Origin of the sequence: Helicobacter muridarum, from assembly GCF_000765805.2 — a bacterium.
GTDB classification, from domain to species: domain Bacteria; phylum Campylobacterota; class Campylobacteria; order Campylobacterales; family Helicobacteraceae; genus Helicobacter_A; species Helicobacter_A muridarum.
This window is the reverse complement of sequence record NZ_JRPD02000004.1, coordinates 38,626-59,955: the sequence shown is the minus strand read 5'-3', so window position 1 is coordinate 59,955 and position 21,330 is coordinate 38,626. Positions and strand designations below refer to the sequence as shown.

General features: G+C 31.1%; 23 protein-coding genes. 12 read left to right on the top strand and 11 right to left on the bottom strand.

The window, feature by feature from the left end; genetic code table 11:
- Positions 1 to 86: 86 nt before the first annotated feature.
- From LS73_RS02950 to LS73_RS02920, 7 genes are all read left to right on the top strand, one after another.
- Entirely contained in the window at positions 87 to 1,637 is a 1,551-nt protein-coding gene (locus LS73_RS02950; RefSeq protein ID WP_034557828.1) for a Na+/H+ antiporter NhaC family protein, read from the top strand.
- Positions 1,634 to 2,674, top strand: a complete 1,041-nt coding sequence (locus LS73_RS02945) for an RluA family pseudouridine synthase (RefSeq protein WP_034557829.1) — start codon at positions 1,634 to 1,636, stop codon at positions 2,672 to 2,674. The genes LS73_RS02950 and LS73_RS02945 overlap by 4 nt, the downstream gene beginning before the upstream one ends.
- 178 nt (positions 2,675 to 2,852) lie before the next feature.
- On the top strand, positions 2,853 to 4,229 hold the full coding sequence (locus LS73_RS02940; RefSeq protein WP_138069978.1) for a fibronectin type III domain-containing protein: 1,377 nt from the start codon (positions 2,853 to 2,855) through the stop codon (positions 4,227 to 4,229).
- Between the two features lie 29 nt (positions 4,230 to 4,258).
- Positions 4,259 to 5,449, top strand: coding sequence for a tRNA (guanosine(46)-N7)-methyltransferase TrmB (trmB, locus tag LS73_RS02935; protein ID WP_052089582.1), 1,191 nt, complete (start codon positions 4,259 to 4,261; stop codon positions 5,447 to 5,449).
- Between the two features lie 11 nt (positions 5,450 to 5,460).
- Positions 5,461 to 6,132, top strand: a complete 672-nt coding sequence (locus LS73_RS02930) for a cell division ATP-binding protein FtsE (protein ID WP_034557831.1) — start codon at positions 5,461 to 5,463, stop codon at positions 6,130 to 6,132.
- Entirely contained in the window at positions 6,119 to 6,928 is an 810-nt protein-coding gene (locus LS73_RS02925) for an FtsX-like permease family protein (protein WP_034557832.1), read from the top strand. Before LS73_RS02930 ends, LS73_RS02925 begins: the two co-directional genes overlap by 14 nt.
- Positions 6,925 to 8,388, top strand: a complete 1,464-nt coding sequence (locus tag LS73_RS02920) for a murein hydrolase activator EnvC family protein (protein ID WP_034557834.1) — start codon at positions 6,925 to 6,927, stop codon at positions 8,386 to 8,388. Before LS73_RS02925 ends, LS73_RS02920 begins: the two co-directional genes overlap by 4 nt.
- A gap of 201 nt (positions 8,389 to 8,589) precedes the next feature.
- Here LS73_RS02920 and LS73_RS02915 read toward each other — a convergent pair whose 3' ends face one another.
- From LS73_RS02915 to LS73_RS02905, 3 genes are all read right to left on the bottom strand, one after another.
- Positions 8,590 to 9,252 carry a metallophosphoesterase family protein gene (locus tag LS73_RS02915; protein ID WP_034557835.1) on the bottom strand — a complete coding sequence of 221 codons (663 nt, stop codon included), beginning with the start codon at positions 9,250 to 9,252 and terminating at the stop codon, positions 8,590 to 8,592.
- Positions 9,253 to 9,331: 79 nt separating this feature from the next.
- Positions 9,332 to 10,105 (bottom strand): hypothetical protein, encoded by a 774-nt coding sequence (locus tag LS73_RS02910; protein ID WP_034557837.1) that lies wholly within the window; start codon positions 10,103 to 10,105, stop codon positions 9,332 to 9,334.
- Between the two features lie 123 nt (positions 10,106 to 10,228).
- Positions 10,229 to 10,975 carry an ATP-binding cassette domain-containing protein gene (locus LS73_RS02905; RefSeq protein WP_034557839.1) on the bottom strand — a complete coding sequence of 249 codons (747 nt, stop codon included), beginning with the start codon at positions 10,973 to 10,975 and terminating at the stop codon, positions 10,229 to 10,231.
- Positions 10,976 to 11,186: 211 nt separating this feature from the next.
- Between LS73_RS02905 and LS73_RS02900 the strand changes: the two genes are divergently transcribed.
- Positions 11,187 to 11,885, top strand: coding sequence for a Bax inhibitor-1/YccA family protein (locus LS73_RS02900; RefSeq protein WP_034557840.1), 699 nt, complete (start codon positions 11,187 to 11,189; stop codon positions 11,883 to 11,885).
- Positions 11,886 to 12,091: 206 nt separating this feature from the next.
- Here LS73_RS02900 and LS73_RS02895 read toward each other — a convergent pair whose 3' ends face one another.
- Both LS73_RS02895 and LS73_RS02890 read right to left on the bottom strand, forming a co-directional pair.
- Positions 12,092 to 13,642 carry a YifB family Mg chelatase-like AAA ATPase gene (locus LS73_RS02895; protein ID WP_034558147.1) on the bottom strand — a complete coding sequence of 517 codons (1,551 nt, stop codon included), beginning with the start codon at positions 13,640 to 13,642 and terminating at the stop codon, positions 12,092 to 12,094.
- A 24-nt stretch (positions 13,643 to 13,666) separates the two neighbouring features.
- Positions 13,667 to 14,158 carry an META domain-containing protein gene (locus LS73_RS02890; protein WP_052089583.1) on the bottom strand — a complete coding sequence of 164 codons (492 nt, stop codon included), beginning with the start codon at positions 14,156 to 14,158 and terminating at the stop codon, positions 13,667 to 13,669.
- A 117-nt stretch (positions 14,159 to 14,275) separates the two neighbouring features.
- Here LS73_RS02890 and argB point away from each other — a divergent pair, with 117 nt between their 5' ends.
- Positions 14,276 to 15,133, top strand: coding sequence for an acetylglutamate kinase (argB, locus tag LS73_RS02885; RefSeq protein ID WP_233708795.1), 858 nt, complete (start codon positions 14,276 to 14,278; stop codon positions 15,131 to 15,133).
- Positions 15,134 to 15,270: 137 nt separating this feature from the next.
- On the opposite strand, the gene LS73_RS02880 is transcribed toward argB, so the two are convergent.
- From LS73_RS02880 to fliP, 5 genes are read right to left on the bottom strand one after another with little or no spacing between them, the layout of a single operon-like run.
- The gene (locus tag LS73_RS02880) at positions 15,271 to 15,939 is read right to left on the bottom strand and encodes a protein-L-isoaspartate(D-aspartate) O-methyltransferase (protein ID WP_034557842.1); all 669 of its coding nucleotides are present in this window, start codon (positions 15,937 to 15,939) and stop codon (positions 15,271 to 15,273) included.
- Entirely contained in the window at positions 15,926 to 16,663 is a 738-nt protein-coding gene (locus LS73_RS02875) for a carbon-nitrogen hydrolase family protein (RefSeq protein ID WP_034557843.1), read from the bottom strand. The genes LS73_RS02880 and LS73_RS02875 overlap by 14 nt, the downstream gene beginning before the upstream one ends.
- Entirely contained in the window at positions 16,653 to 17,768 is a 1,116-nt protein-coding gene (locus LS73_RS02870; protein WP_081955548.1) for a ribonucleotide-diphosphate reductase subunit beta, read from the bottom strand. The genes LS73_RS02875 and LS73_RS02870 overlap by 11 nt, the downstream gene beginning before the upstream one ends.
- Positions 17,769 to 17,814: 46 nt before the next feature.
- A complete protein-coding gene (locus LS73_RS02865) occupies positions 17,815 to 18,618 on the bottom strand; it encodes a hypothetical protein (protein WP_052089584.1) in 804 nt (267 codons plus the stop codon).
- A 25-nt stretch (positions 18,619 to 18,643) separates the two neighbouring features.
- Positions 18,644 to 19,537 carry a flagellar type III secretion system pore protein FliP gene (fliP, locus tag LS73_RS02860; RefSeq protein WP_324736847.1) on the bottom strand — a complete coding sequence of 298 codons (894 nt, stop codon included), beginning with the start codon at positions 19,535 to 19,537 and terminating at the stop codon, positions 18,644 to 18,646.
- Positions 19,538 to 19,882: 345 nt separating this feature from the next.
- On the opposite strand from fliP, the gene LS73_RS02855 reads away from it, so the two are divergent.
- Positions 19,883 to 20,140 carry a hypothetical protein gene (locus LS73_RS02855; RefSeq protein WP_034557844.1) on the top strand — a complete coding sequence of 86 codons (258 nt, stop codon included), beginning with the start codon at positions 19,883 to 19,885 and terminating at the stop codon, positions 20,138 to 20,140.
- 52 nt (positions 20,141 to 20,192) lie between these two features.
- Positions 20,193 to 20,786 (top strand): hypothetical protein, encoded by a 594-nt coding sequence (locus LS73_RS02850; RefSeq protein WP_034557845.1) that lies wholly within the window; start codon positions 20,193 to 20,195, stop codon positions 20,784 to 20,786.
- Positions 20,787 to 20,826: 40 nt separating this feature from the next.
- Here LS73_RS02850 and LS73_RS02845 read toward each other — a convergent pair whose 3' ends face one another.
- Positions 20,827 to 21,045 (bottom strand): hypothetical protein, encoded by a 219-nt coding sequence (locus tag LS73_RS02845; protein WP_034557846.1) that lies wholly within the window; start codon positions 21,043 to 21,045, stop codon positions 20,827 to 20,829.
- A gap of 59 nt (positions 21,046 to 21,104) precedes the next feature.
- Here LS73_RS02845 and LS73_RS09815 point away from each other — a divergent pair, with 59 nt between their 5' ends.
- The gene (locus tag LS73_RS09815; protein WP_158654940.1) at positions 21,105 to 21,275 is read left to right on the top strand and encodes a hypothetical protein; all 171 of its coding nucleotides are present in this window, start codon (positions 21,105 to 21,107) and stop codon (positions 21,273 to 21,275) included.
- The last annotated feature ends 55 nt before the right edge of the window (positions 21,276 to 21,330 follow it).

Here is a 21,330-nt window from a genome sequence, read left to right as displayed (position 1 = left end):
AAACACTCGCTCATTGCTAAAATATATTGCAAGATTTAGTCTTTCAAGCTACAATGAAAGAGGACTCTATCAAAAGGATTTTATTTATGTATGCAGATTCTGCATTTAGTTTGGTTATACCTATATTTGTTATCACAATGGTTATTATTACAAAACGAATTGTCTTATCTCTTTTCGTTGGAATTTGTTTATCTGGTATTATGGTAGGCTTTGCGGGTAGCATTTTGTATGGAATGCAAATTAATTGGAATGAAAATATATTGCATTCCTTATTTTATGTTTATCATAGTATTAGCGGCGTATTTTATAGCGTATCAGAGAATGGAGTAGATATTGAGCTATCTAATTTCTATGTATTCGGGTTTATGTTTATTCTTGGAATTTTAACTCAAGTCATCTCTTATTCAGGCGGCGTGTCTGCTTTTGTTAAGTGGACTCGCAATAGGATAAAAACCGCAAAAGGTTCGGAGTTTTTGGCATTTATCGCTGGGATTGTTATATTTATTGATGATTATTTTAATGCACTTACGGTTGGACAGATGAGTAAGCACCTTAATGATGCAAATAATTCTACAAGAGAAAGACTAGCATATATTATAGATTCTACTGCCGCACCAATTTGCATTCTAATGCCAATCTCTAGTTGGGGTGCTTACATAATAGGAATCATTGGTGGATTAAATGAAAACAATGCCTTTCTTTTATTATTCGCTAGTATTTGGGGTAATTATTATGCTTGGCTTGCATTACTCGCAGTTTTTTTGACAATTTATTGGCAGATAGATTTACCAGCCATGAGACGTAATAGAAATATCGGTGTAAGCGATTTCCTCCAATCCAAACAAAGAGCCCCTAGCAGTATTTATTTACTAATTATACCAATTATAAGCCTTATATTCTTTATAGGGGCATTGATATTGATTACAGGTTATTTAGAATCAAAAAGTATAAGCATAATAGATATGCTTGCTAATACAGATACTAGCTTTTCGTTATTTTGGGGGGGCTTTGGTGCACTTATAATAAGCTATATAATATCATATAAGCATTTTACTACAGATTCTTTCTTTCCAATTATTAAAATGGGCGTGTTATCTATGCTACCTGCTGTTTTGATTCTTGTGCTTGCATGGAGCATAGGTCCTGTTATAAAGAATGATTTGCAAAGTGGAATCTATCTATCTAATTTATCTAGGTTGTGGCTTGAAAGCAATATCATAGCAGCTGGTATTGCTATCCCATTAGTTTCATTTATTATTTCTGCTTTTATTGCATTTTGCACTGGCACTAGTTGGGGAACATTTGCCATTATGCTACCCATTGGAGCTACCCTTGCAAATGTTAATGGGCTTGAACTTAGCTTTGTTATATCTGCAATATTATCTGGTGCTGTATATGGAGATCACGCTTCTCCTATATCAGATACTACCATATTATCAGCTACAGGTGCTGGTTGTTCCGTGCAAAGCCATTTTATTACACAATTGCCATATGTTAGCACAATAGCAGGAATAACACTAATAAGTTTTTTGGTAGCAAGTATATTTTATTCTTTGATTGCAGGATACATAGTTGGTATTGCTTTATGTATTGGAATCTTTTGGCTTTATAAAAATTTATATGCTTCAAAAATATGAATATTTTGTATTGTTTTGGCTTATTGCAAGATTTTGCTAGGTTAGATATAGCTTTGCACGAAGTTTTAGGAATTTCTAGACATCAAAGTTCGCAGTGGATAGATGCGGGGTATGTGTTTGTAAATGATATATTGGCTAAGAAAAGCAGAAAGCTTTTCAAAAAAGATGTAATCAACATTTATGCCTCGCGAGATTTCATAAAAAAAACCTTAGAATATAGCAAATCTAATATTTATTTAGAATCAAGTATTAAATCTAGCAATGCTGAATATATAAAAAATATTTATATTGAAGTTATTGCGGAAACTAGTGACTATATTATCTTAAATAAACCTCGCAATCTAGCAGTTCATCCTGCCCCAAGTATAAAAGATATTACATTAAGTGATTATTTGCAATTTCATAAATATTCTCTTTCTACAATTAATGGAGAGGAAAGAAGCGGGATTGTTCATAGATTGGATAAAGATACAAGTGGAGCAATCCTTATTGCAAAAAATAATGAAAGCCACAAATTCTTTGCTGATATGCTACAAAGAAGAAAGCTTGGCAGGATTTATATTTGTATTATTTCCCCACCGCTTCAAGAAAGTCATATTATAGTAGAGTGCTTTATGGGAAGAAACCCAAATAATCGTTTAAAAATGGCAAAGCTAGATAAAAATAGATTTCCTAAAGCTAGAGATTCTAAGAGCGAGTTTTTAAGCATTGCGAAAAGCGATAATGGTAAATATGAGCTTGTAAGTGTTAGATTATTTAGTGGCAGGACACATCAAATAAGGGTGCATTTATGCTCGCTTAATCGTTATATATATGGAGATTCTCTTTATAGTCCCAATTCTTTAAGCAAAGAATACAAAACTAAAATGTTACTCCATGCGGTATTTCTTTATTTTCAAGGTAAGGTTTTTAGTGCAAAAATACCTAAAGATTTGCTAGAATTCTTAGAGCAAAATTTTAGTAATTACCAAGAAAAATTACAAACAACTCTTGGTATTTGGCAACAAACCTTGATAGATAATAATGATAAATGCTAAAATCTATACTGAAATATCATGAGGTAAATGCAGAATGATTAAGATATATTTGTATAAATATAAAATCTATAATAAAAAATTTTATTTACAAAAATTTCATATACCTTTTTTAGGGTCGATTATCTTTTATTATTTTTGCTTTTTTGTATTGATATTTTTTTTAGTTGGTTGCACCTCATTGTCTAATAGTTCTAAAAGTTCTGTTATAAATGATGAAGTTGATATGAGTTTGCCTGTTGTAAAGTCATTTAATGCTTTGCCAGATTCTACTTCCATTGGTTTTGAGTGGAAAGTTCCAGAGGGCGATCTGGATTCTTTTATCGGTTATGTAATTTATCGTAAAGATAGTAATGGTAATTTTCAAAAAATAGCTTTTATAAAAAATGCATTATCTACTCATTATTTTGATAGTAAGTTGCAACCACAAACAGACTATGAATACGCTATCGCTTTAGTTGGCGAGGATTCTCGTGTTTCTAAAAAAAGTGAAGTATTGAAAGTTAGGACTGCATATATAGATCCTGTTGATTTTGTATATACTTCTAAGAACTATGCAGGACGTATTAAGATATTTTGGAGTCCAAGTCCGAATCCTGTTGTGAAAAATTACATCATTCAAAGGAAAGATCCTAAAACTGATACATTTGTTAATATTGGTTCAACTAATAATCGTATGTCTGTTGAATTTTTTGACAATGGTCTTGATAATGGTATAGAGTATTCATATAGAGTTATCTCCCAAAGCTATGACGGTGCTTTATCTGTGCCAAGTAAGGTGGCAATAGGTCAAACTCGTTCCGCTCCAAATACTGTAAATGGTATAAGGGCTACTAATAATAAGCCTCATGCTATATGGGTTGATTGGGATCCAATAGAGGGTAAAGACATAATTGGATATAATGTTTGGGTTGCAGATTCTGAAAATGCAAATTATACAAAGTTAGCCTTTGTTCGTTCTACTTCTTATATTGATAAGATTCAAGAAAATGGGGCATCGCGATTTTATAAAGTAACAGCTCAAGATATATATAAATTAGAATCAGAAAAGCAAGATGTTCCAACAAAGGGGCAAACATTATCCCCACCGCAAACTCCTACTATAATAGATAGCAAAATAAAGAATAATTCCGCTGTTATAACTTGGAATATTATCAATGATGATAGGATCAGATATTATATTGTTTACCGTAAGGGAGGTAATTATGATTCTATTAATAGATTTGATAGAATCATGACGGCAGATTTTATTGATACCAATATGAAAAAAGGGGTTACATATTCTTATTATGTTGTAAGTGTGGATAAATTTGGCATAGAATCATTACCAAGTAAAACGATAACTCTATCTATACCTATGAGTCCACAACAGCCCGATTCTGATGATATTGGTAAAGGTATAGAATCTGATAATCCAAACAATACAAATAATCCTTCTAGCTCCATAAAAGGAGATTCTAATACTAGTTTTAATACAAATAAATTAGATTTTATGTATGATGAATTTATTTATGCCTATGATGATATTCTTATTGGCATGTCTAGAGTCACATGGTAATTAGGTTTTGATAACCGAAGAAGTATTGTATGCCACACTTTATTAGCTTAAATAAATTTTTGCAAACTAATACCAAGCATGGGGATTTTCAAATTTTAGACTATATATATAATGAATCCTTTCCTAATTTAGCAATACTGCCTGTTATTTATAATAATGAAATGATATTTATTAGGCATATTCAGAGAGCAGATAGTTATATTTACAAAATTGATAAAATTGCACGTATTGCAGATATAGCAAAGATGAAAGAATTGTTGCAGTTCATATCTACGGATTTGAATGTATTAGCCCATAATCTGAACTTTACAAAAAAAAAGCACAAGCTAGGTTTTCAGAATGGATTTTTACTTGATATAGCAAAATTAGGCGAATTGAAACCAGACCTTATTGAGATTGGATTTGGGAGCGGTAGGCATATTTTAGAGTTAGCTAAGAATAATTTAAATAAAACAATAATAGGATTTGAGATTCATCCGCCTTCTATTAGGCAAGTTATTAATTCTATTAATCTTTATAATATAAACAATTTATATATATGCAATATTGACGCTAGATTAGGAATCCAAGTTATCCAATCTGATTTTGTAGAAAAAATATTTTTACATTTCCCAGTTCCTTGGAACAAAGCTAAACATAGGAGAGTATTTAGTAGGGAATTTTTAGAGCATAGCCTTAGAATCTTGAAAGATAGCGGCAATCTGAATATTCGCACTGATGACTTTGAGTATTTTCAGGACTGTATTAAAGAATGTTTTGAGATGAATTGTATTCATATTGAGATATATAAGAATAAAAAGACTAATGTGATAAGTAAATATGAGCGAAAATGGAATGCAATGCAAAAGAATATTTATGATGTAAATATATTTAAGCAAACTCTTGAGATTAAAAGTAAAGATGATGTTGGGTATTTCGAATTTCCATATAGATTATGTGATTTAAAGTTATTTTGTAATAAAAAATGGATTGAGAAAGACTTTTTTATTAGTATTGGAAATTTGTATGAATCAAAATTGAATTCTAAACTTTCTTTAGCTCAAATTACTTTTGGCAGCTTTTATATGCCATTTAACACATATTTAATTATGGAAGATCATAAGATAAGATATCTAAAACATCCACTTAATATCCAATCTCATCGTTTAGCTCATAAATTCTTAGATAGCATTTTAGCCCAAAAATCAGAATTAACAAGTTGTTTATATGATAAGAATTAAAAGGATAATTCATGGAAACAATTATTCAAGCAAAGCAATTATGCTTAGGTTATAAACGTACAGGTTTAGTCATAAAAAATGCGAATTTTTCTATTTATCCTAAGGATTTTATCTTTATATCTGGTGCTAGTGGCAGTGGTAAAAGCACACTTCTAAGGTCACTTTATGGAAATCTTGAAGTGCAGTCTGGAGATCTTAATGTTTTACGTTGTAATATGCGCAAAATTAGTAAACATAGACTAACTTTGTTGCGTAGGAGAATTGGTATAGTATTTCAAGATTATAAGCTTATCAAGGAGTGGAATGTTGAGAAAAATATTGCCTTACCAATGATTATTAATAAATTTTCAAGGGAAGAAATAAAGATGCAAGTCCAAAGACTATTGTCTCATATTAGTCTTTTGCATAAAGCAAATAAATATCCATTAGAATTAAGTGGTGGCGAACAGCAAAGAGTAGCCTTAGCTAGAGCCATATCTCATAGACCAAGGCTTATTTTATGCGATGAACCAACCGGAAATCTTGATGATTATTCAAGTGATATGATTTGGGGATTACTTAAATCTTCCAATGAGCAGCTAAATATCACCATTGTGGTTGTAACACATAGGATTCCAAAACATCTAAATATACGATATCGAAGAATAGAGATTAAAGAAGGAGCGGTTAATGAATATGCTTAAGCAACATTTTTCACTACTTGTTCCTCTCTTAACTATGCTTTTTAGCCTACAATGTTTATTAATATTGGAGCGCACTGTTGCAAAGCAAGAGCAATTCATTACGCAGAAATATGCTATTGGAATAACATCAAATAAGCCAATCACTTTTGAATCTATACAAGCAAAGATACCCGAAGCAAAGAATCTATCTCCATTAGATCCAAAAGATTCTCTAGCAAAGTTGACTAAAGACATCAAGGATAGTGCTTTGTTGGATTTGAGTAAGCAGTTGCCATATTTTTATAGCCTTAGCCTAGAATATTTTCCTAGTATAGATAGACTTAATGCAATTAGTGCTGTGCTCAAAAAAAATCAAGACATAATAGCTGTTGATACATTCTCCAATCAACATTCAGAGAATTATATATTGTTAAGCTTTATAAAGTTTAGTGTGGTTACATTCTCGGTAGTGCTTGGGTTTGTTAGTTTTATGCTTATGCTAAAGCAAATTGAGATTTGGAGACATATAAGCAAAGAAAAAATGGAAATTATGGATTTCTTAGGTGCAAGCGTATGGACTAGGAATAGGAGCCTCTTTAAACTTGCTGTAATTGATTCTCTAATTTCAAGTTTTTTTATAGCATTGCTCACGTTTTATATAGCTAGTATGCAAGCTACTAATGATATTTTAGAATCTATGGGATTAAATCTGAATATTTTTCAAATTCCATTTGATTTTGTTAAGCTTTTTTCAATAGGATTAGCATCATCTTTCTTCTGTGTAGTGTTTGTTATAATTTCAAAGGTTCGTTCATGATATATCGCAATGTCTTGGTTATAGGGCTTAGCTTATTGTATGGAATCTTATTTTATAATGCAAATGATATTAGTAAAATTAATAAAGATATAAAGAGCACCCAAACAAGACAGAAAGATATTGATAAACAAGCAGAGCTTGCCAATCAAAAATTAAGCACATTGGGACAGAATATTGCCAAGGCTAAACAGGAAATTAAAAAATTAGATTCTCAAATACAAAATCTAACAAGGAGCATTCAAAACAATAAAGATCAAAACAAATCTCAGGAAGCAAAACTTCAATCTTTGAAAAATCGCCTTTCAAAATTAAGCAAAGATATGAATTCTTCTCAAGAAGAACTAGCACAAATTATTTTACGTTATATGACATATTCTCGCGTGTTAGATAATGAAGAGGTTTGGAGCCTTGATGATATGATGACTAAGCATGCATTTGATATATTAAAGAAAGATACCGTAAAAAAATTAGACACATTGCAAAGGCAACAATTACTCACAGTAAAGCAAATATCAGATATAAATAATAGTATTAAAGAAGTAACAAAAATCATAACAAATGAGGAGAATAAATATCAAGATTTGCAAAATATGATTACAAGGCAAAAAGGTCAAGTAGAGCAGATGCAAAGTCAAGTTAAAGTATATAATAAGCGATTAACAGATCTAGCATCTCAAAAAAACGAACTAGGTAAAATATTAGTTAATTTAAATATCCAAAAAAAGAATACTCAAGAAGAGCAGAGAAAAAGAGCTGAAGCAGAAAAAAAAGCAAAGGCAGAGAGAGAAAGACAAGCAAGATTGGAACTTGAACGAAAGAAAAAGGAAGAAGAGCAACGAAGAAAGGCTCAAATAGAAAAGGCTGAAGCGGAAAAAAAAGTAAAGGCTGAAGCGGAAAGAATTGCACAAAAAGATTCCAAACAAGCACAAAAATTTCTTGAAGTACAAAGTAAGGTTATAGAAAGTGATTATCAGGCAAAAATCAGCACACAAGAGGCTAATGCCGCTATTGATAATTTTGAGCTAAGTAGGGTAGATAGTATATATCAACCTGTTAGCACAATAAAGTATACGGGTAAAAAAATGCTCTCGCCTCTTAAGTCATATATTCTAGAACAGTCTTTTGGAGATTATTTAGATCCTGTGTATAAGATTAAAATATTTAATAATGGCGTTGTCTTAAAACCTAATGGAGAAGATTCTCAAGTATATAATATAATGGATGGTAAGATTTTGCATGTGCAAGAAGTCCCCGGATTAAAGAAAGTAGTCATTGTTGAACATGCTAATTCGTTACATACTATATATTCTATGCTTGACAATACAGCTCCAACACTAAAAAAAGGATTTGTGGTCAAACAGGGATATGTTATAGGTAGAGTTAGCGATAGGCTTAATCTTGAGATTATACAAGGCGATAAGCATATTAATCCAATGGAAGCAATTTCCAACAGAAAGTAGTAGTATTTTTAGAGTAGCTAGGAGTTTCTATATATGATGGTTAGGAATAAGCATTACTTATGTAAGACTCATTGCAACTCGTTAGGATAAACTCAATCTCTATTTGATGCTTGTGTCTATTAATATTGACAATTATGACGATTGTATCGTAACAAGCAAGATTGATTAACGATAAAGTATAGGTATTTAATATCATAAAAGCTAATAGATTTGGCTACTTGTCCATTCAAACAATATATCTCTAAGTTTTTTTGGTCTAAATAATAGTCTTTCTGTACTTGCATTAAAGCAATATTTTTGTTTGCTATCACGGGAGTGAATATGCCCATGAATGTTAATTTCAGATTCCGTAAGATGATAAGCATAATCAATTATATCTCTAGCAGCCCAGTATTTATCATTTCTTTTGCGTTCTCCAACAGGAAAGTGGCTAAACATTACTCTTACATTATTTATATCAATGATTAAGCCAGTAGCATATGGATTATCTAGCGCGCTACCCCATTTTTTCTTCATTGCCTTTTTATATTCTTTTTTATCTTTTAGTTTGAATTTAATGCTTTTTATTATTTTCCAATCTTTTAAACTTTCACATTTTCCAATATCATTATTACCTAGAATTAGCATCTTTTTACCAGATAATCGTGATAATAGCTCATTTCCATTTCCAAAGAATAAATCACCCAAATGCAATATAGAATCATCTTGCTTTACAGTCTCGTTCCAGCAACTAATGCTAAAGTCATCGAAGTTTGTAAAGCAAGTAGAGTTAAGAGCAGTAATACGACTTGCTTCTTTTCTTAAAACAGCCTTATGGCCAAAATGAGTATCGGAAATAATAAAAGTATCTAGTGTGATTTTCACAACTATGCCTTTTTTGTTGTTGAATAAAAAGTATTTAATAATAGATTCTATTAAAATTGCATAAATACAAAGCTTATGTTTATAAGGAGAGCTTATTTTTTATAATCCATTGACAAATAAAGTAATATATTAAAGAAAGAGTCATTAGCATTACGCATTCAATTGCAATTTGTTTTATATTGCTTGTAATTTCGGTTACCGCACCAATAAAAGAAAATGCAATTGCTTGAATAATAAAAAATACAATGATACCATATATCATTGTATAGGATTTTATCCTATGGACAATTGCTGCTACCATAAATATAAGTGTAAGTTCTGAAAGTGCTAGCAAGAAATAATACAGAGATAAATAGCTGAAAAATTCACCCATGTTGCTATATTGGCTTGTTGCTTTGGCATATGATATTGATATAATCCAATTTGTAAGTAATTTATCGTAGAAAATCTTATCAATGCATGCAAGGAATAGCAATAATTCAATACAACCTACACAAGCCCATAACATAAAGATAGAAATTTTTGATATTAAAATTACATTCAACGAAACAGGTAAGGAATGAGTGAGATATGCATTTCTCCCAAATAATCCATGATAAAAGCTAATTGCAGAACTGAAATAATATGCAACAACAAATGTCCCGAGAGTGAAAAATTGTAGCAAGATGATTATTCCTATTAGAGTTTCTTGCTCTTTAATTGGTGTGTTATTAAGCAATATTAGCAAAATATTTAATGCTGTGCTTATGATGGTTATAATTACAAGTGACCTTGACAAAAGAAATTCATGTTTACATATCTTTATTGTAGTGATAAAGCCATTATAAAGAGAGTTTGTATCTTTGCTTTTCATACTCGTCCTTTTGGTTTGTATCTGTAGAATCTAGTTTTAAATCAAATATTGCTCATTACTAGCATTATTATAATTTTACAAAAATGTGGTAATTATAGCTTATTGGATTTTGTGATTTTATATCTACACTGTATCTTGTGCTTGTATTTGAGGCTTTATTTGATGGTTTCCTGCATAGTATCTAAAACTATCTTCCAAACTAGAAAAACCCTCTAATAACTTGTTTTTACTTCCATATGCCATTACCTTTTTATTCAAAAACATTGCTTTATTAATAATTGGTTCTACATTTGAGATTAAATGTGTTGCAATGATTGCAGCATTATCTGAACAATATTCTTTTATCATAAAAAATATCTCATCTCGGCTTATTATATCTGCGCCAGCTAAAGGCTCATCTAATATGTAAAGGGCAACATGTCGTGCTAGTATTAGAGCTATGCCAACCTTTTCTGCTTGTCCCTTTGACATTGTATTAATCTTTTTTGATGGTGAGATTTCTAGCCTATCAAATATTTCTAGTGCCTTATCTTTAGAAAAATCTTGAAAGAAATCTTGAAAGAAATTTGCACATTCTAGAGCACTCATATTACCATACAAAAACTCTTTATCTGGTAAATATGCTATTTGCGATTTGAATAATATTAAACAGTTTTTATCTCGCAAATTGTGATTCAAAAAAGTAATGTCGCCTGAATAGTCTGAAATCATAGATGTTAATATTTTTATTAATGTGGTCTTCCCACCGCCATTTCTACCTAATAGTCCAAATATATCACCTTTGTTAAGCTCAAATCCGACTTTACTCAAAGCTAAAATTCTGTTATAGGACTTGCTAATTGAATTTACGTCCAATATAACCCCACTCATTTCGACACCTTGAGAATAATTTGATAAAAAATATGAAAGAAATTGTAGCTAAAATTACAAATAGATTATGATGTTAATTAATAAATTAATAAATATTATGGATTTTGTTATTTTAGACGTATTATTTAGTAATATGTAAATTGACGTTAAATTACATTAACAAAATTTTACTATACTTCAAACAACTTTCATCTGAAATTTAGGAGAAAATATGGGAATTTATGATAGGAATTATACTCAAAATAATAAAGGATTTGTTGAAAGTTCATATGAGTATACTGGTGATACTGCTTTAGTTAACTTCGTTAAGACTACTTATAAGTTTTTTGCAGGTAGCTTGCTACTAGCTACAATAGGAGCTTTAGTTGGACTTCAAAATCCTGCTTTGGTTGCAGAATATAAGGTTGCTATATTCATTATAGAAATTGCTCTTATATTCTCTTTAGGTTTTGTGCAGAATAAACCCGGTCTAAATATTGCCGTGTTTGCATTATTTTCATTTATTAGTGGTTTGGCACTTGTTCCGCTTTTAGCGTTTGTAATGTCTAGAAATCCCGCTATAGTGGCTCAAGCTTTAGCTATGACTACAATCATATTTGGTATTATGAGCATATTTGCATTAAAAACTACTCGAGATTTAGGAAATATGGGTAAAGCTTTATTTTATTCAGCTTTAGTTATTTTTGTATTTGCTCTTCTTAATATGTTCTTTTTCAAGAGTCCAATGTTACAATTTGCAATTGCTAGTGTTGTGGTAATTGTATTTAGCCTTTATATAGCATATGATACTCAGAATATAGTTAGGGGTCGTTATGATAATCCTATAATGGCTGCAATAGCCCTATATTTAGATGTTTTAAATGTATTTACTGCCTTGTTGCAAATTCTTGGACTTACAAGCAGAGATTAGTCTATATCAATAAAATTTTCACTTCTACTTTTCCTCTATATCATATATAGGGGATTCTTCTCATAGTTTTTTTATTATTTTTTATATTCATTTTTAACTGAATATTTTATTCTAGTTAATTAATATCTATGTTTGATTTGCTTTATTTACAAAGAGTGTTAATATAAAGTAAATCTTATATATTTAATGTGTAAACCAAAGATCTTTTAAACTCTGCGATAACTCAAAGCTTCTAAAATATGCTCTCTTAGTATAGATTCGCTATCTTTAATATCTGCCAATGTTCTAGCAACTTTCCTTACTTTTTGTTCACCTCTATAACTAAGTCCAAAACGATTTTTTGCTTGTTCCAAAAGTGTTCTACAAGAATCATCAAGTACGCAAAATTTTTCTATATCAGATTCGGATAATTTGCCATTAAATATAATATTTCCTTGAATATCTCTTTGACCTCTTTGTACTTGTCTTTTGAAGACTTTAAAGACTATTTCTTGCATATTTTTGGAATCTAAAATTATAGAATAACGCTTTGAATTTTGTTTTGCTGATTCTATTTCTTGCATTTGAACATATAGGTCGATCCTATCTAAAAATGGCTCACTTAAATGATTACGATAGTTCTTAATATCCGAATCTTTACATCTACATTCTTTAGTTGTTGAAAATAAATTTCCACAAGGGCATGGATTCATTGCAGCAGCAAATAAGAAAGAAGTATCATAGATAATCTTTGAATGAACTCTAGAAACCGACAATTGATTATTCTCTAATGGCTCTCTTAATGCTTCTAAAATATCCTTTTTGAAATATGGCAGTTCATCAAAGAATATCATACCATTATGCGCTAATGCAATTTCTCCTGGATGCACATTTGTGTTAGACGCGCTACCTAGTATACTAGATTTGGACGCACTTTGATGAGGAGAGCGAAAGCTCCTCTTTGGTTGATACTCTAATGTTTGTTGATTGAGTGCTTGTAACTTGACACTTTCAATCATTTCTTTTAGTGTTAGTGGCGGTAAAATATATTGCATACGTTTTGCAATCATGCTCTTGCCACAACCCGGACTTCCTTCAAAAAGAATGTTATGGAATCCACATACGCTAATAAGTGCTACATATATCGCGTATTCTTGCTCCTTAACTTCATTAAAATCAAATGGGAATTCGTCATTATAATAAAATTTTTCTTCCCCAATTTTAAAGAATTTAAAATCAAAGTCGTTTTGTGCTTCTTCATGCTTATCTTCTTGTATATCACGCAAGATGTCCATAGCCTCATTAATGTTTTCAGCAAAACTCATCTTGAGGTTTGGTATCTTAATAAATAAGTCTCTACCTTCTTTTGGTAATAAAACTTTAGAATTAGGAAATTGTAGTGCTATATCTAGAAGCATGGGGTAAATTAATGGGAGGTTCCTAATATGCCCATCTAATCCTATTTCACCAAATGCAAACCATTTATCAAGTACTAAGGCCTCTTTGCTAGCTGCAATCAATAGGGCTACTGGTAGGTCAAATTGACTTCCAGTTTTTGGAATATCAGATGGAGATAGACTAATTGTCAGCTTTAATGGAGGGAATTCTATGCCTAAATTCGTTAATGCGCTAGAAACTCTATATTGAGACTCTTTAATTGAGCTTGAAGCTAAGCCTATTATATTAAAAGCTGGTAAGCCTCGCGTAAATGTAGACTCAACCTCAATTACACTAGCCTTTAAGCCATTCTGAGTAGCGCAATATATTTTATTAACCATAATCATATAGTAATATAAATTATGTTAGCGAATAAGATATACCTTAACGCCATTTCTTACAAGATATATTCCATTATGAGCATGTTCAATGTTAAATAGTCCAGTAAAGTTTTGCAGAAATATATCTTCAAAATTCATTACTTCCGGAGCACACATTTTCTTTGTTGCAGCTCCATGTCCAATAGAGATTTGTCTTGGTCCTTGCCTTGTATATCCTACCATGAAATTATTACAACCAGATACACCAACAATTTGATTGTTATTGATTTGAATCCTAGAAGATTCAGATTCCATTGGAGGATATATTAATATGCCATTTACATCTATTAGACGTATATTCCAATCTCCAAAAATATCGCTATTTGTAATTACTTTTTTATTTTCTTGTTCATATACACTTTTTGCATTTAGTATTGGATAGAAAAGAATGGTAATGCATAGCAAAGTAACAATATTTATTCTAAAATGTCTTATTTTTTTTGCTATCATTGAGCTTCTTATCTCTATATTTTTCATGGAAATCCTTAAAGTGTAGTCTAGTATAAATCAGACTATTATAGCAAAAATTAAGTAACTCATAGAATCTTTGGACTTTAATGCTTTAGTAATTTGAAAAAGGAAATAATAATGGATATGAAATTGTGGCAGGAAAAGGCAATGATTTTAATTGAAGCGTTGCCTTATATTCAGCTTTTTCGTGGTAAGGTTATTGTTATTAAATATGGCGGTAGTGCTATGGATAATGATGAATTAAAAAGAAGTTTAATAAGAGATATAGCATTACTTAAGTCTATAGGATTTAAACCTATTATTGTGCATGGTGGTGGAAAGGAGATTGATAGATGGTTAGAAATAGCTGGTATTGAGCGTAAGTTCCAAGATGGATTAAGAGTTACTGATGAACCTACTATGGAAATAGTTGAAATGGTTCTAAATAAGATTGGAAAAGAGATTGTAGGAATATTAAGCGAATTTGGCATACGTTCGTGTGGCTTAAGCGGTAAAGATGGTAATATGTTACAGGTGCGTTCTAAGAGTGATAAGTTGGGATTTGTTGGTGAGATTGTCAAGGTTGATTCTTTGCTAATAGATTCCATTTTGCAGCATGATTTTATACCTGTAATATCTCCAATTGGAATAGGTAATATAAACTATAAGTCGCAGAGTTATAATATTAATGCTGATGATGTTGCATGTGCGGTAGCTGAAGCTATGCAAGTTGAAAAGTTGGTGTTTATAAGCGACATTGATGGAGTATATAAGGATTACACCAATAAAGATTCTCTCATATCAGAGCTTATAGTTTCCAAAGCAGAAGAATTAATATTAGATGGTAGCATAAGAGGAGGTATGATTCCAAAGATTAGGAATTGTATAAAGGCTGTGCAAAATGGAGTTTCTCGTGTGCATATCTTAAATGGTAGGATACATCATTGTTTATTATTGGAATTTTTTACTCAAAAAGGAATTGGGACCGCAATACTTAAATAGGGATTTACAATTTTATATATTGAACTTAACTTATATGTTGTTTTATAAATATTGCATTGAATTATTGTATTATTTAAGCAAAAATCCAAAAAGCAATAAAATTCATTGTAAATTGTTTGTAATCTGATTATATTAAGTTATTTTCCTCCACCTTTTACTATACCATCTTGTATTGGCACAAATTGGCATTGTTCTAGGATCTCTTGCTTAACAATCATTCCATTTTTTTTAATCAGTCTCATGATGACTTGCTTATTATCATGATAAATGGGGGCTACTAAGATGGCATTATTGCTTAGTTGATCAATAAGAGATGTAGGAATTTCACTAGCACAAGCCGATAGTAATATTCTATCATAGGGCGAATGATCAATCCAGCCCTTCATGCCATCTGCATACATGGTAGTAATATTTTGTATTTGTAAGCTAGCAATTCGACTCCTTGCTTCAAAAAGCAAAGATTCAATACGTTCAATGCTAAAAACTCTACGAAATAGATGTGATAGTACAACAGCTTGATACCCACTACCAAGCCCAATTTCTAGGACATTATCTGGTTTTTGTGATGATAAATCAGATATATCATAACCAAGCAAGTATGAGCTCATCTTAGCAACTGTGCTAGGTGAGCTAATCCATTGCCCATCATTCATTGGCAAAGCATGATTCTCAAAAGCATAATCTTTCATCGTAGAATTCACAAATAGCTCACGATTTGTTTTTGCTATGGCGTCTATGATTGTAGAATCAATGTGCTGCGGTAATCCCTTTAATAGCTTTATGATATGATAGCTATGTGGCTGCATTAGATACTCCGGTATCTATGTGGGATCGCATTTTGTCTGCTTCAGATAGATTTATTGATGCACTAATAATATCTTTAGAATCGTTTTTATATACTGTGCCGTATGGAGTAATGATACAACTGCCTTTAGCATATTCTTCTCCAGCACAAGAGCTAGCAATGACAAAACATTGATTAGCAATGGCTAGAGCACGAGTTAAAGTTTGAAAATGCACCTTCCTAGTTTTACCCCAAGCAGCAGGCACAAATACTACTTTTGCACCTCTAACTCTCTGCCATAATTCAATAAAGCGGATTTCAAAGCAATTTAAAACCGCACATGGAATATTGTCAATTTGAAAAATTTTAATATCCTCTATCTTACCTGGTTTAAAATATAAATGCTCCTCTCCTAGTGCAAATAATTTAACTTTTGGTTGGGTATGAATGATTTTACCTTTATGAAAAACCTTACATAGATTTATGTATTGCTCGCCGCTCTTTTGCATCATGGTGATTGCTATGGTTTTATTGGTGCTTAATTCTTTTAATTTCTTAGTAGCTAGATTGCTAAAGTCGTTAGCCTTATCCATTTGCTGATAAGCAAACCCTGTTAAAAACATTTCGCTTGCAAGTATAAAGGAATTGTCTACACACTTAAGAATTCTAGATTCTAATCTATCTAGATTTTCTTGCCATATCCCCTTGGTTTGCAACTGTATACTATAAAAAGTCCTAAAAATCATCGAAAATTAATCTCCCTTTTGAATAATTGGTTACTTTTGCCTCAAAAAAATTAGTTCTTTGGTCGTTAAATTGCGCGTAGTCGTCTACCCATTTGATGGGATTATTTTTCTTATAAATCTTTGGAAGCCCAACAGCACTTAGCCTCTTATCAGCCAAATATTCAATATAGTCTCGGATAATTTGTGGTGTAAGTCCTAGTATTTTTCCTTGAGTAATGTATTCTCCCCAGCTAGATTCCATGTCAACAGCTTTACGGAACATCTCTATGACTTCTTCTTCTAGTTGTGACGTAAATAAATCCTCCCTTTCATTTTGCAATGTCTTAATCATATTTTGAAATATGCTCAAGTGTGTTACTTCATCTCTTTGAATGAAGCGAATCATTTGAGCACTATTTAGCATGCGTCCACTCCTTGCTAATGTATAGAAAAAGCTAAATCCGCTATAAAAATATATTCCCTCTAATATTTGATTAGCATACATTGCTTTTAAAAGATTTGTTTCAGTTGGAGATTTTGCCAAGTCCATATATACATTTGCTATATAGTCATTTTTATTTTTTAGTCGTTTATCATTGCGCCACATATTATATATTTCATCAGTATTGACAGATATAGAATCAACCATAACAGCATAGCTTTGAGCATGAAGAGATTCTTCATAGGCTTGTCTTACTAGCACTAGGTTAATCTCTGGGCTTGTAATATATGGATTTATATTATCAATTAGATTATTTGTTTGTAATGAATCCATAAAGATTAGTTGCGCTAAAGCCCTATCATATCCTTGCTTCTCTTGCACACTAAGGTTTAATTCATAATCGCGTTTGTCTTGGCTCATATTTACTTCTTCTGGAAACCAAGTGTTAGCTAGCATGATTCTCCAAGTATTATATGCCCATTGGTATTTAATTTTATTTAGCTCAAATATAGCAGTAGGATTCCCGCCAAAGATTCTTCTCTCATTGACTGCCTCGTCTGATTGTGGATTATATATTAATTTACGCTCTACTTGCGTAGCCTGCGTTATGCTTGTATAGAAATCTGACTTTGCGGTGTAGCCTTGTGTATATTTATGAATGCTAGAGGTATGCTTATGGGACATATTATCTCCTAACGATAATTTTAATGTGCAATTATACATTCTTCCATTAAACCTTTAATCTTAATACTTCACGTGGAATATTCTTAATTGACTTAGATTTTTCTAGCATTTGAACTGTGCTCGCATGATGATATGGATAAGGAATTGATATATTGCTATCTGCAAATGTAATGCTTCCTTGCGCTCCGCCAATTAATGCTGCAATATTGCTTCTATGGTATGAACTAAAATAATCACCAATAAATATATTTTCCCAGAATCTAATATTGCTTGGTCTATGCGTAATGTTGAAGTGCCCAACGCAATCAAGTGTAATCAAAATTTCTATTTTGAAGTTATTGCGTAAACACAATCGTAAGATATTTTTTGCACCCCAACTATGAGAAATAATAAAAATCTTCAAATTATAGTTTAGTGCTTTAGGGATAAATGATTCTAAAAAAGAATAGCAATCAAATGTTATATACATTACACATGCAGAAAGTGGAATATTGTGCTTATTATCTAAGCTAATATCATATGGATATTTTGCAAAAGAGCAGAATATATCAAAGATGGCATGGTGAAAAGTATCACAAAATCCACCTATAAATATAATAATATTTTGTGGTTTTATAATATATTTTGTATATGTAGATTTTATATTTGTTAAATGTGTCCTGATTTTGTTTATGTTGGCAATGCGCTTACAATTCACATGCATATAATCAACAGCAGAGTTAAATTTTGCATGAATGCTGGTATCAGATATTTTAAAATTATTTGAATTTTTTTCTAAAATACCATTATGATGAAAAAAATATCTTAATGCATTTGGAATAACAACAAATGGTAAGCAATAGGCATACATAAATGACTTCCTTGGGCATTAAACTCTAGCCATAATTAAATGAACGGACAAGATTCCATATTAGTAAGTTAAAACCATCAACTAACACAAATATAAGAATCTTAAATGGCAAAGAAATCATTACAGGTGGCAACATCATCATCCCCATAGCCATAAGAATCGAGGCAATAACCATATCAATTACTAAAAATGGCAACAACAACAAGAATACTATTTGAAAAGCTGTTTTTAATTCGCTTATCATAAATGATGGCAATATGATAGTTAAAGATACTCTATCTATTAGGTCATCTAGGCTTTGTTTTGTATTAAGATTATCCATTTGTGGAGGAGATTCATTGCGAATCTTATAGAATAGTACTATATCGCTTTGTCTTGTATTAGTTAGCATAAATTTCTTAAAAGGCTTTATAGTTTTTTCAAAGGCTTCTTCATAGCCAATTGTTTCGTCTATATATGGTTTAATGCCAGCGTTATATGCATCTTTTGCAACTGGCTCCATGATGAAAAATGTAAGTATTATTGCTAGCGAAACTAAAACTTGTGTTGGAGGTGATTGCTGTGTTCCTAGCGCAACACGCAAAAATCCTAAAACGATAACAATGCGCAGAAAGCTAGTCATCATAAGTAATAAAGATGGTGCTAATATAAGTAATGTAAGCAACACCACAACATTTAATGTTGTTACCAATTGGGTAGGAGTTTGTGGTGGATTTATATTTAAATCAATAGATGGAATAGGCACACCATTAATATTTAATCTTTTTTGAGAATCTTGTCTATTTTGAAAGTCTGGATTTGTAGTTTGATTGGTTTGTGTGTTAGCAATGCTTTTAACTCCAAGTAGCAATGTAATTAAGGCAATGCTAAATAATATCCAAAACAGTCTCATTGCATTTTGCTTACTAAATTGTTTCAATGTCTGCCTTATATTTTTTAAAATAGCAATGAAGAAATTGCCTAAGCTGTCTATTATCAATTATAACACAAACAGCTATTAATGATCATATTTCACCTATGCTATTAGGTATCTAAATTGGATTTGTAAAAGTTTTGCTAGTTTCATGATTGAAAAGACTGGCAATTATCAAGCCGTAGCTAACGTGTTAGGGCATAAAGACCCAAGCACAACCTTTAAAAGCTATGTGAAAATGCGTATCTACACAGATTTGTTTGATTTTATTACGAAAGATTATGAACAATATTAAGAATGTATCATGAGCCTTGTATCACAACATAAAATGAAAGCAAAGAAGCAAACGCTGTGTCTACAAACAAAAGCAGAGATAAAGAAAGTTACCAAGATGAAAACACTAGGACAGTAATTATTCAAAAGAATAAGCAAACAGGCATACATGGTAAGTATATTGTGAATTTTGATACAGAGAATCTAACTTTTAGTAGTGATAATGTGGAAGATTATGAAACATACAAGAATAAAAAGCATAAAGTTATTGAAATAGATGATAAAGTAAATAATGATATATTAGGAGATCTTGATATGGGATTGCCTTTATTTTAGTGTTTAATATGCTAAAATATATATACTTTTAGTATCACACTAAGGGATTATCATGAATTCAACACAGAGCTATCTTTATATAGTATGTAAGATAAAAATAATACTTTTTCTATTATTTATAAGTATTGCATTTGGCGGCTGTGGATTAGATCCTGATACACATAATGAGTTTTATCATTGTCTTAAAATGTCTACTTATGGATCATACTATGAATCAAGTCCTGCTAAAAAAAAGTGTTTTTTAGAATTTCTCAAAAAAAGAGAGGAAATTCTATCGCAAGCCTGCATAAGGGGATATAGTCTAAACTGTGAAGTATTAGCATATGCATATGCTTTTACTTGGAGATGTCCTCTAAATTTAGATTTTCTTGAAGACACTAAATATAATAGGATTATTTCTGCTATAAAATTTTTTGGTCTAGTAGATTTTGGAGACACTGAATATTATGATAAGATTATTCCTATTATGGAATCTTATGCTTCAACATGTACGCCTAAAAGTTGCTATCTCATAATTAAGTCAATAGAAGATGCACACAATAATTGCGAGTCAAAATGGGAGGGCTTTAGAGATTTACAAGCAAAATACTTAAATCGTGCATGTGATGGTGGTATACAAGATGCATGCAATGAATTGGGGAAGTAGCAAATATAATTGATGTATGGTATAGGCTTTATATCTATTGTTAAAAAGTTGTAATTCTAATCTGTGGATTAATAAAAACTGCTAGATTAAAATACTCTGTTTGGCTCTCATAATATATTGTTATTCTCTTATATTGACTTGGTTGATATGTAAATGTTGCTAATCTATCAAACCAACCAACTCTTTGTGCAAATATGCTTGTCTCATCATCTATCTTTGCTAAAGCTTTATAAATTGGTTGCATAGTTTTATTTTTCATAAAGTATTTATGCTCTTCTGTATTCGCAAGACTCAATGTTACAACAAAGCATACCTAATATGAATCAAGATTTAATTGCGGGACAACAAGCACCAAATCAAGACCCGCAAAATCTATATTATAGCGCACAGGGGCAAGGCGCATTAGAACAAACTACAAGCAGCATAGATTCTTATTTTACAAAGCTTTATGCTGAAAACATGCCTATAAATGTAGAGGAATTATTCTAAAATTAGGTTATATCTAAAGCCTAAGTTATTAAACAGCTTAATTATGAAAATATTA

What these genes read in the sequence shown, in the direction of transcription:
- LS73_RS02850 (WP_034557845.1), top strand. Translation starts at nt 20,193, where the DNA reads ATGAATTCAACACAGAGCTATCTTTATATAGTATGTAAGATAAAAATA.
- LS73_RS02905 (WP_034557839.1), bottom strand. Translation starts at nt 10,975, where the DNA reads ATGAGTGGGGTTATATTGGACGTAAATTCAATTAGCAAGTCCTATAAC.
- LS73_RS02950 (WP_034557828.1), top strand. Translation starts at nt 87, where the DNA reads ATGTATGCAGATTCTGCATTTAGTTTGGTTATACCTATATTTGTTATC.
- LS73_RS02895 (WP_034558147.1), bottom strand. Translation starts at nt 13,642, where the DNA reads ATGGTTAATAAAATATATTGCGCTACTCAGAATGGCTTAAAGGCTAGT.
- LS73_RS02875 (WP_034557843.1), bottom strand. Translation starts at nt 16,663, where the DNA reads ATGATTTTTAGGACTTTTTATAGTATACAGTTGCAAACCAAGGGGATA.
- LS73_RS02880 (WP_034557842.1), bottom strand. Translation starts at nt 15,939, where the DNA reads ATGCAGCCACATAGCTATCATATCATAAAGCTATTAAAGGGATTACCG.
- LS73_RS02925 (WP_034557832.1), top strand. Translation starts at nt 6,119, where the DNA reads ATGAATATGCTTAAGCAACATTTTTCACTACTTGTTCCTCTCTTAACT.
- LS73_RS02900 (WP_034557840.1), top strand. Translation starts at nt 11,187, where the DNA reads ATGGGAATTTATGATAGGAATTATACTCAAAATAATAAAGGATTTGTT.
- LS73_RS02870 (WP_081955548.1), bottom strand. Translation starts at nt 17,768, where the DNA reads ATGTCCCATAAGCATACCTCTAGCATTCATAAATATACACAAGGCTAC.
- LS73_RS02910 (WP_034557837.1), bottom strand. Translation starts at nt 10,105, where the DNA reads ATGAAAAGCAAAGATACAAACTCTCTTTATAATGGCTTTATCACTACA.
- LS73_RS02945 (WP_034557829.1), top strand. Translation starts at nt 1,634, where the DNA reads ATGAATATTTTGTATTGTTTTGGCTTATTGCAAGATTTTGCTAGGTTA.
- LS73_RS02920 (WP_034557834.1), top strand. Translation starts at nt 6,925, where the DNA reads ATGATATATCGCAATGTCTTGGTTATAGGGCTTAGCTTATTGTATGGA.
- argB (WP_233708795.1), top strand. Translation starts at nt 14,276, where the DNA reads ATGAAATTGTGGCAGGAAAAGGCAATGATTTTAATTGAAGCGTTGCCT.
- LS73_RS02890 (WP_052089583.1), bottom strand. Translation starts at nt 14,158, where the DNA reads ATGAAAAATATAGAGATAAGAAGCTCAATGATAGCAAAAAAAATAAGA.
- trmB (WP_052089582.1), top strand. Translation starts at nt 4,259, where the DNA reads ATGCCACACTTTATTAGCTTAAATAAATTTTTGCAAACTAATACCAAG.
- LS73_RS02865 (WP_052089584.1), bottom strand. Translation starts at nt 18,618, where the DNA reads ATGTATGCCTATTGCTTACCATTTGTTGTTATTCCAAATGCATTAAGA.
- LS73_RS09815 (WP_158654940.1), top strand. Translation starts at nt 21,105, where the DNA reads ATGAATCAAGATTTAATTGCGGGACAACAAGCACCAAATCAAGACCCG.
- LS73_RS02845 (WP_034557846.1), bottom strand. Translation starts at nt 21,045, where the DNA reads ATGAAAAATAAAACTATGCAACCAATTTATAAAGCTTTAGCAAAGATA.
- LS73_RS02930 (WP_034557831.1), top strand. Translation starts at nt 5,461, where the DNA reads ATGGAAACAATTATTCAAGCAAAGCAATTATGCTTAGGTTATAAACGT.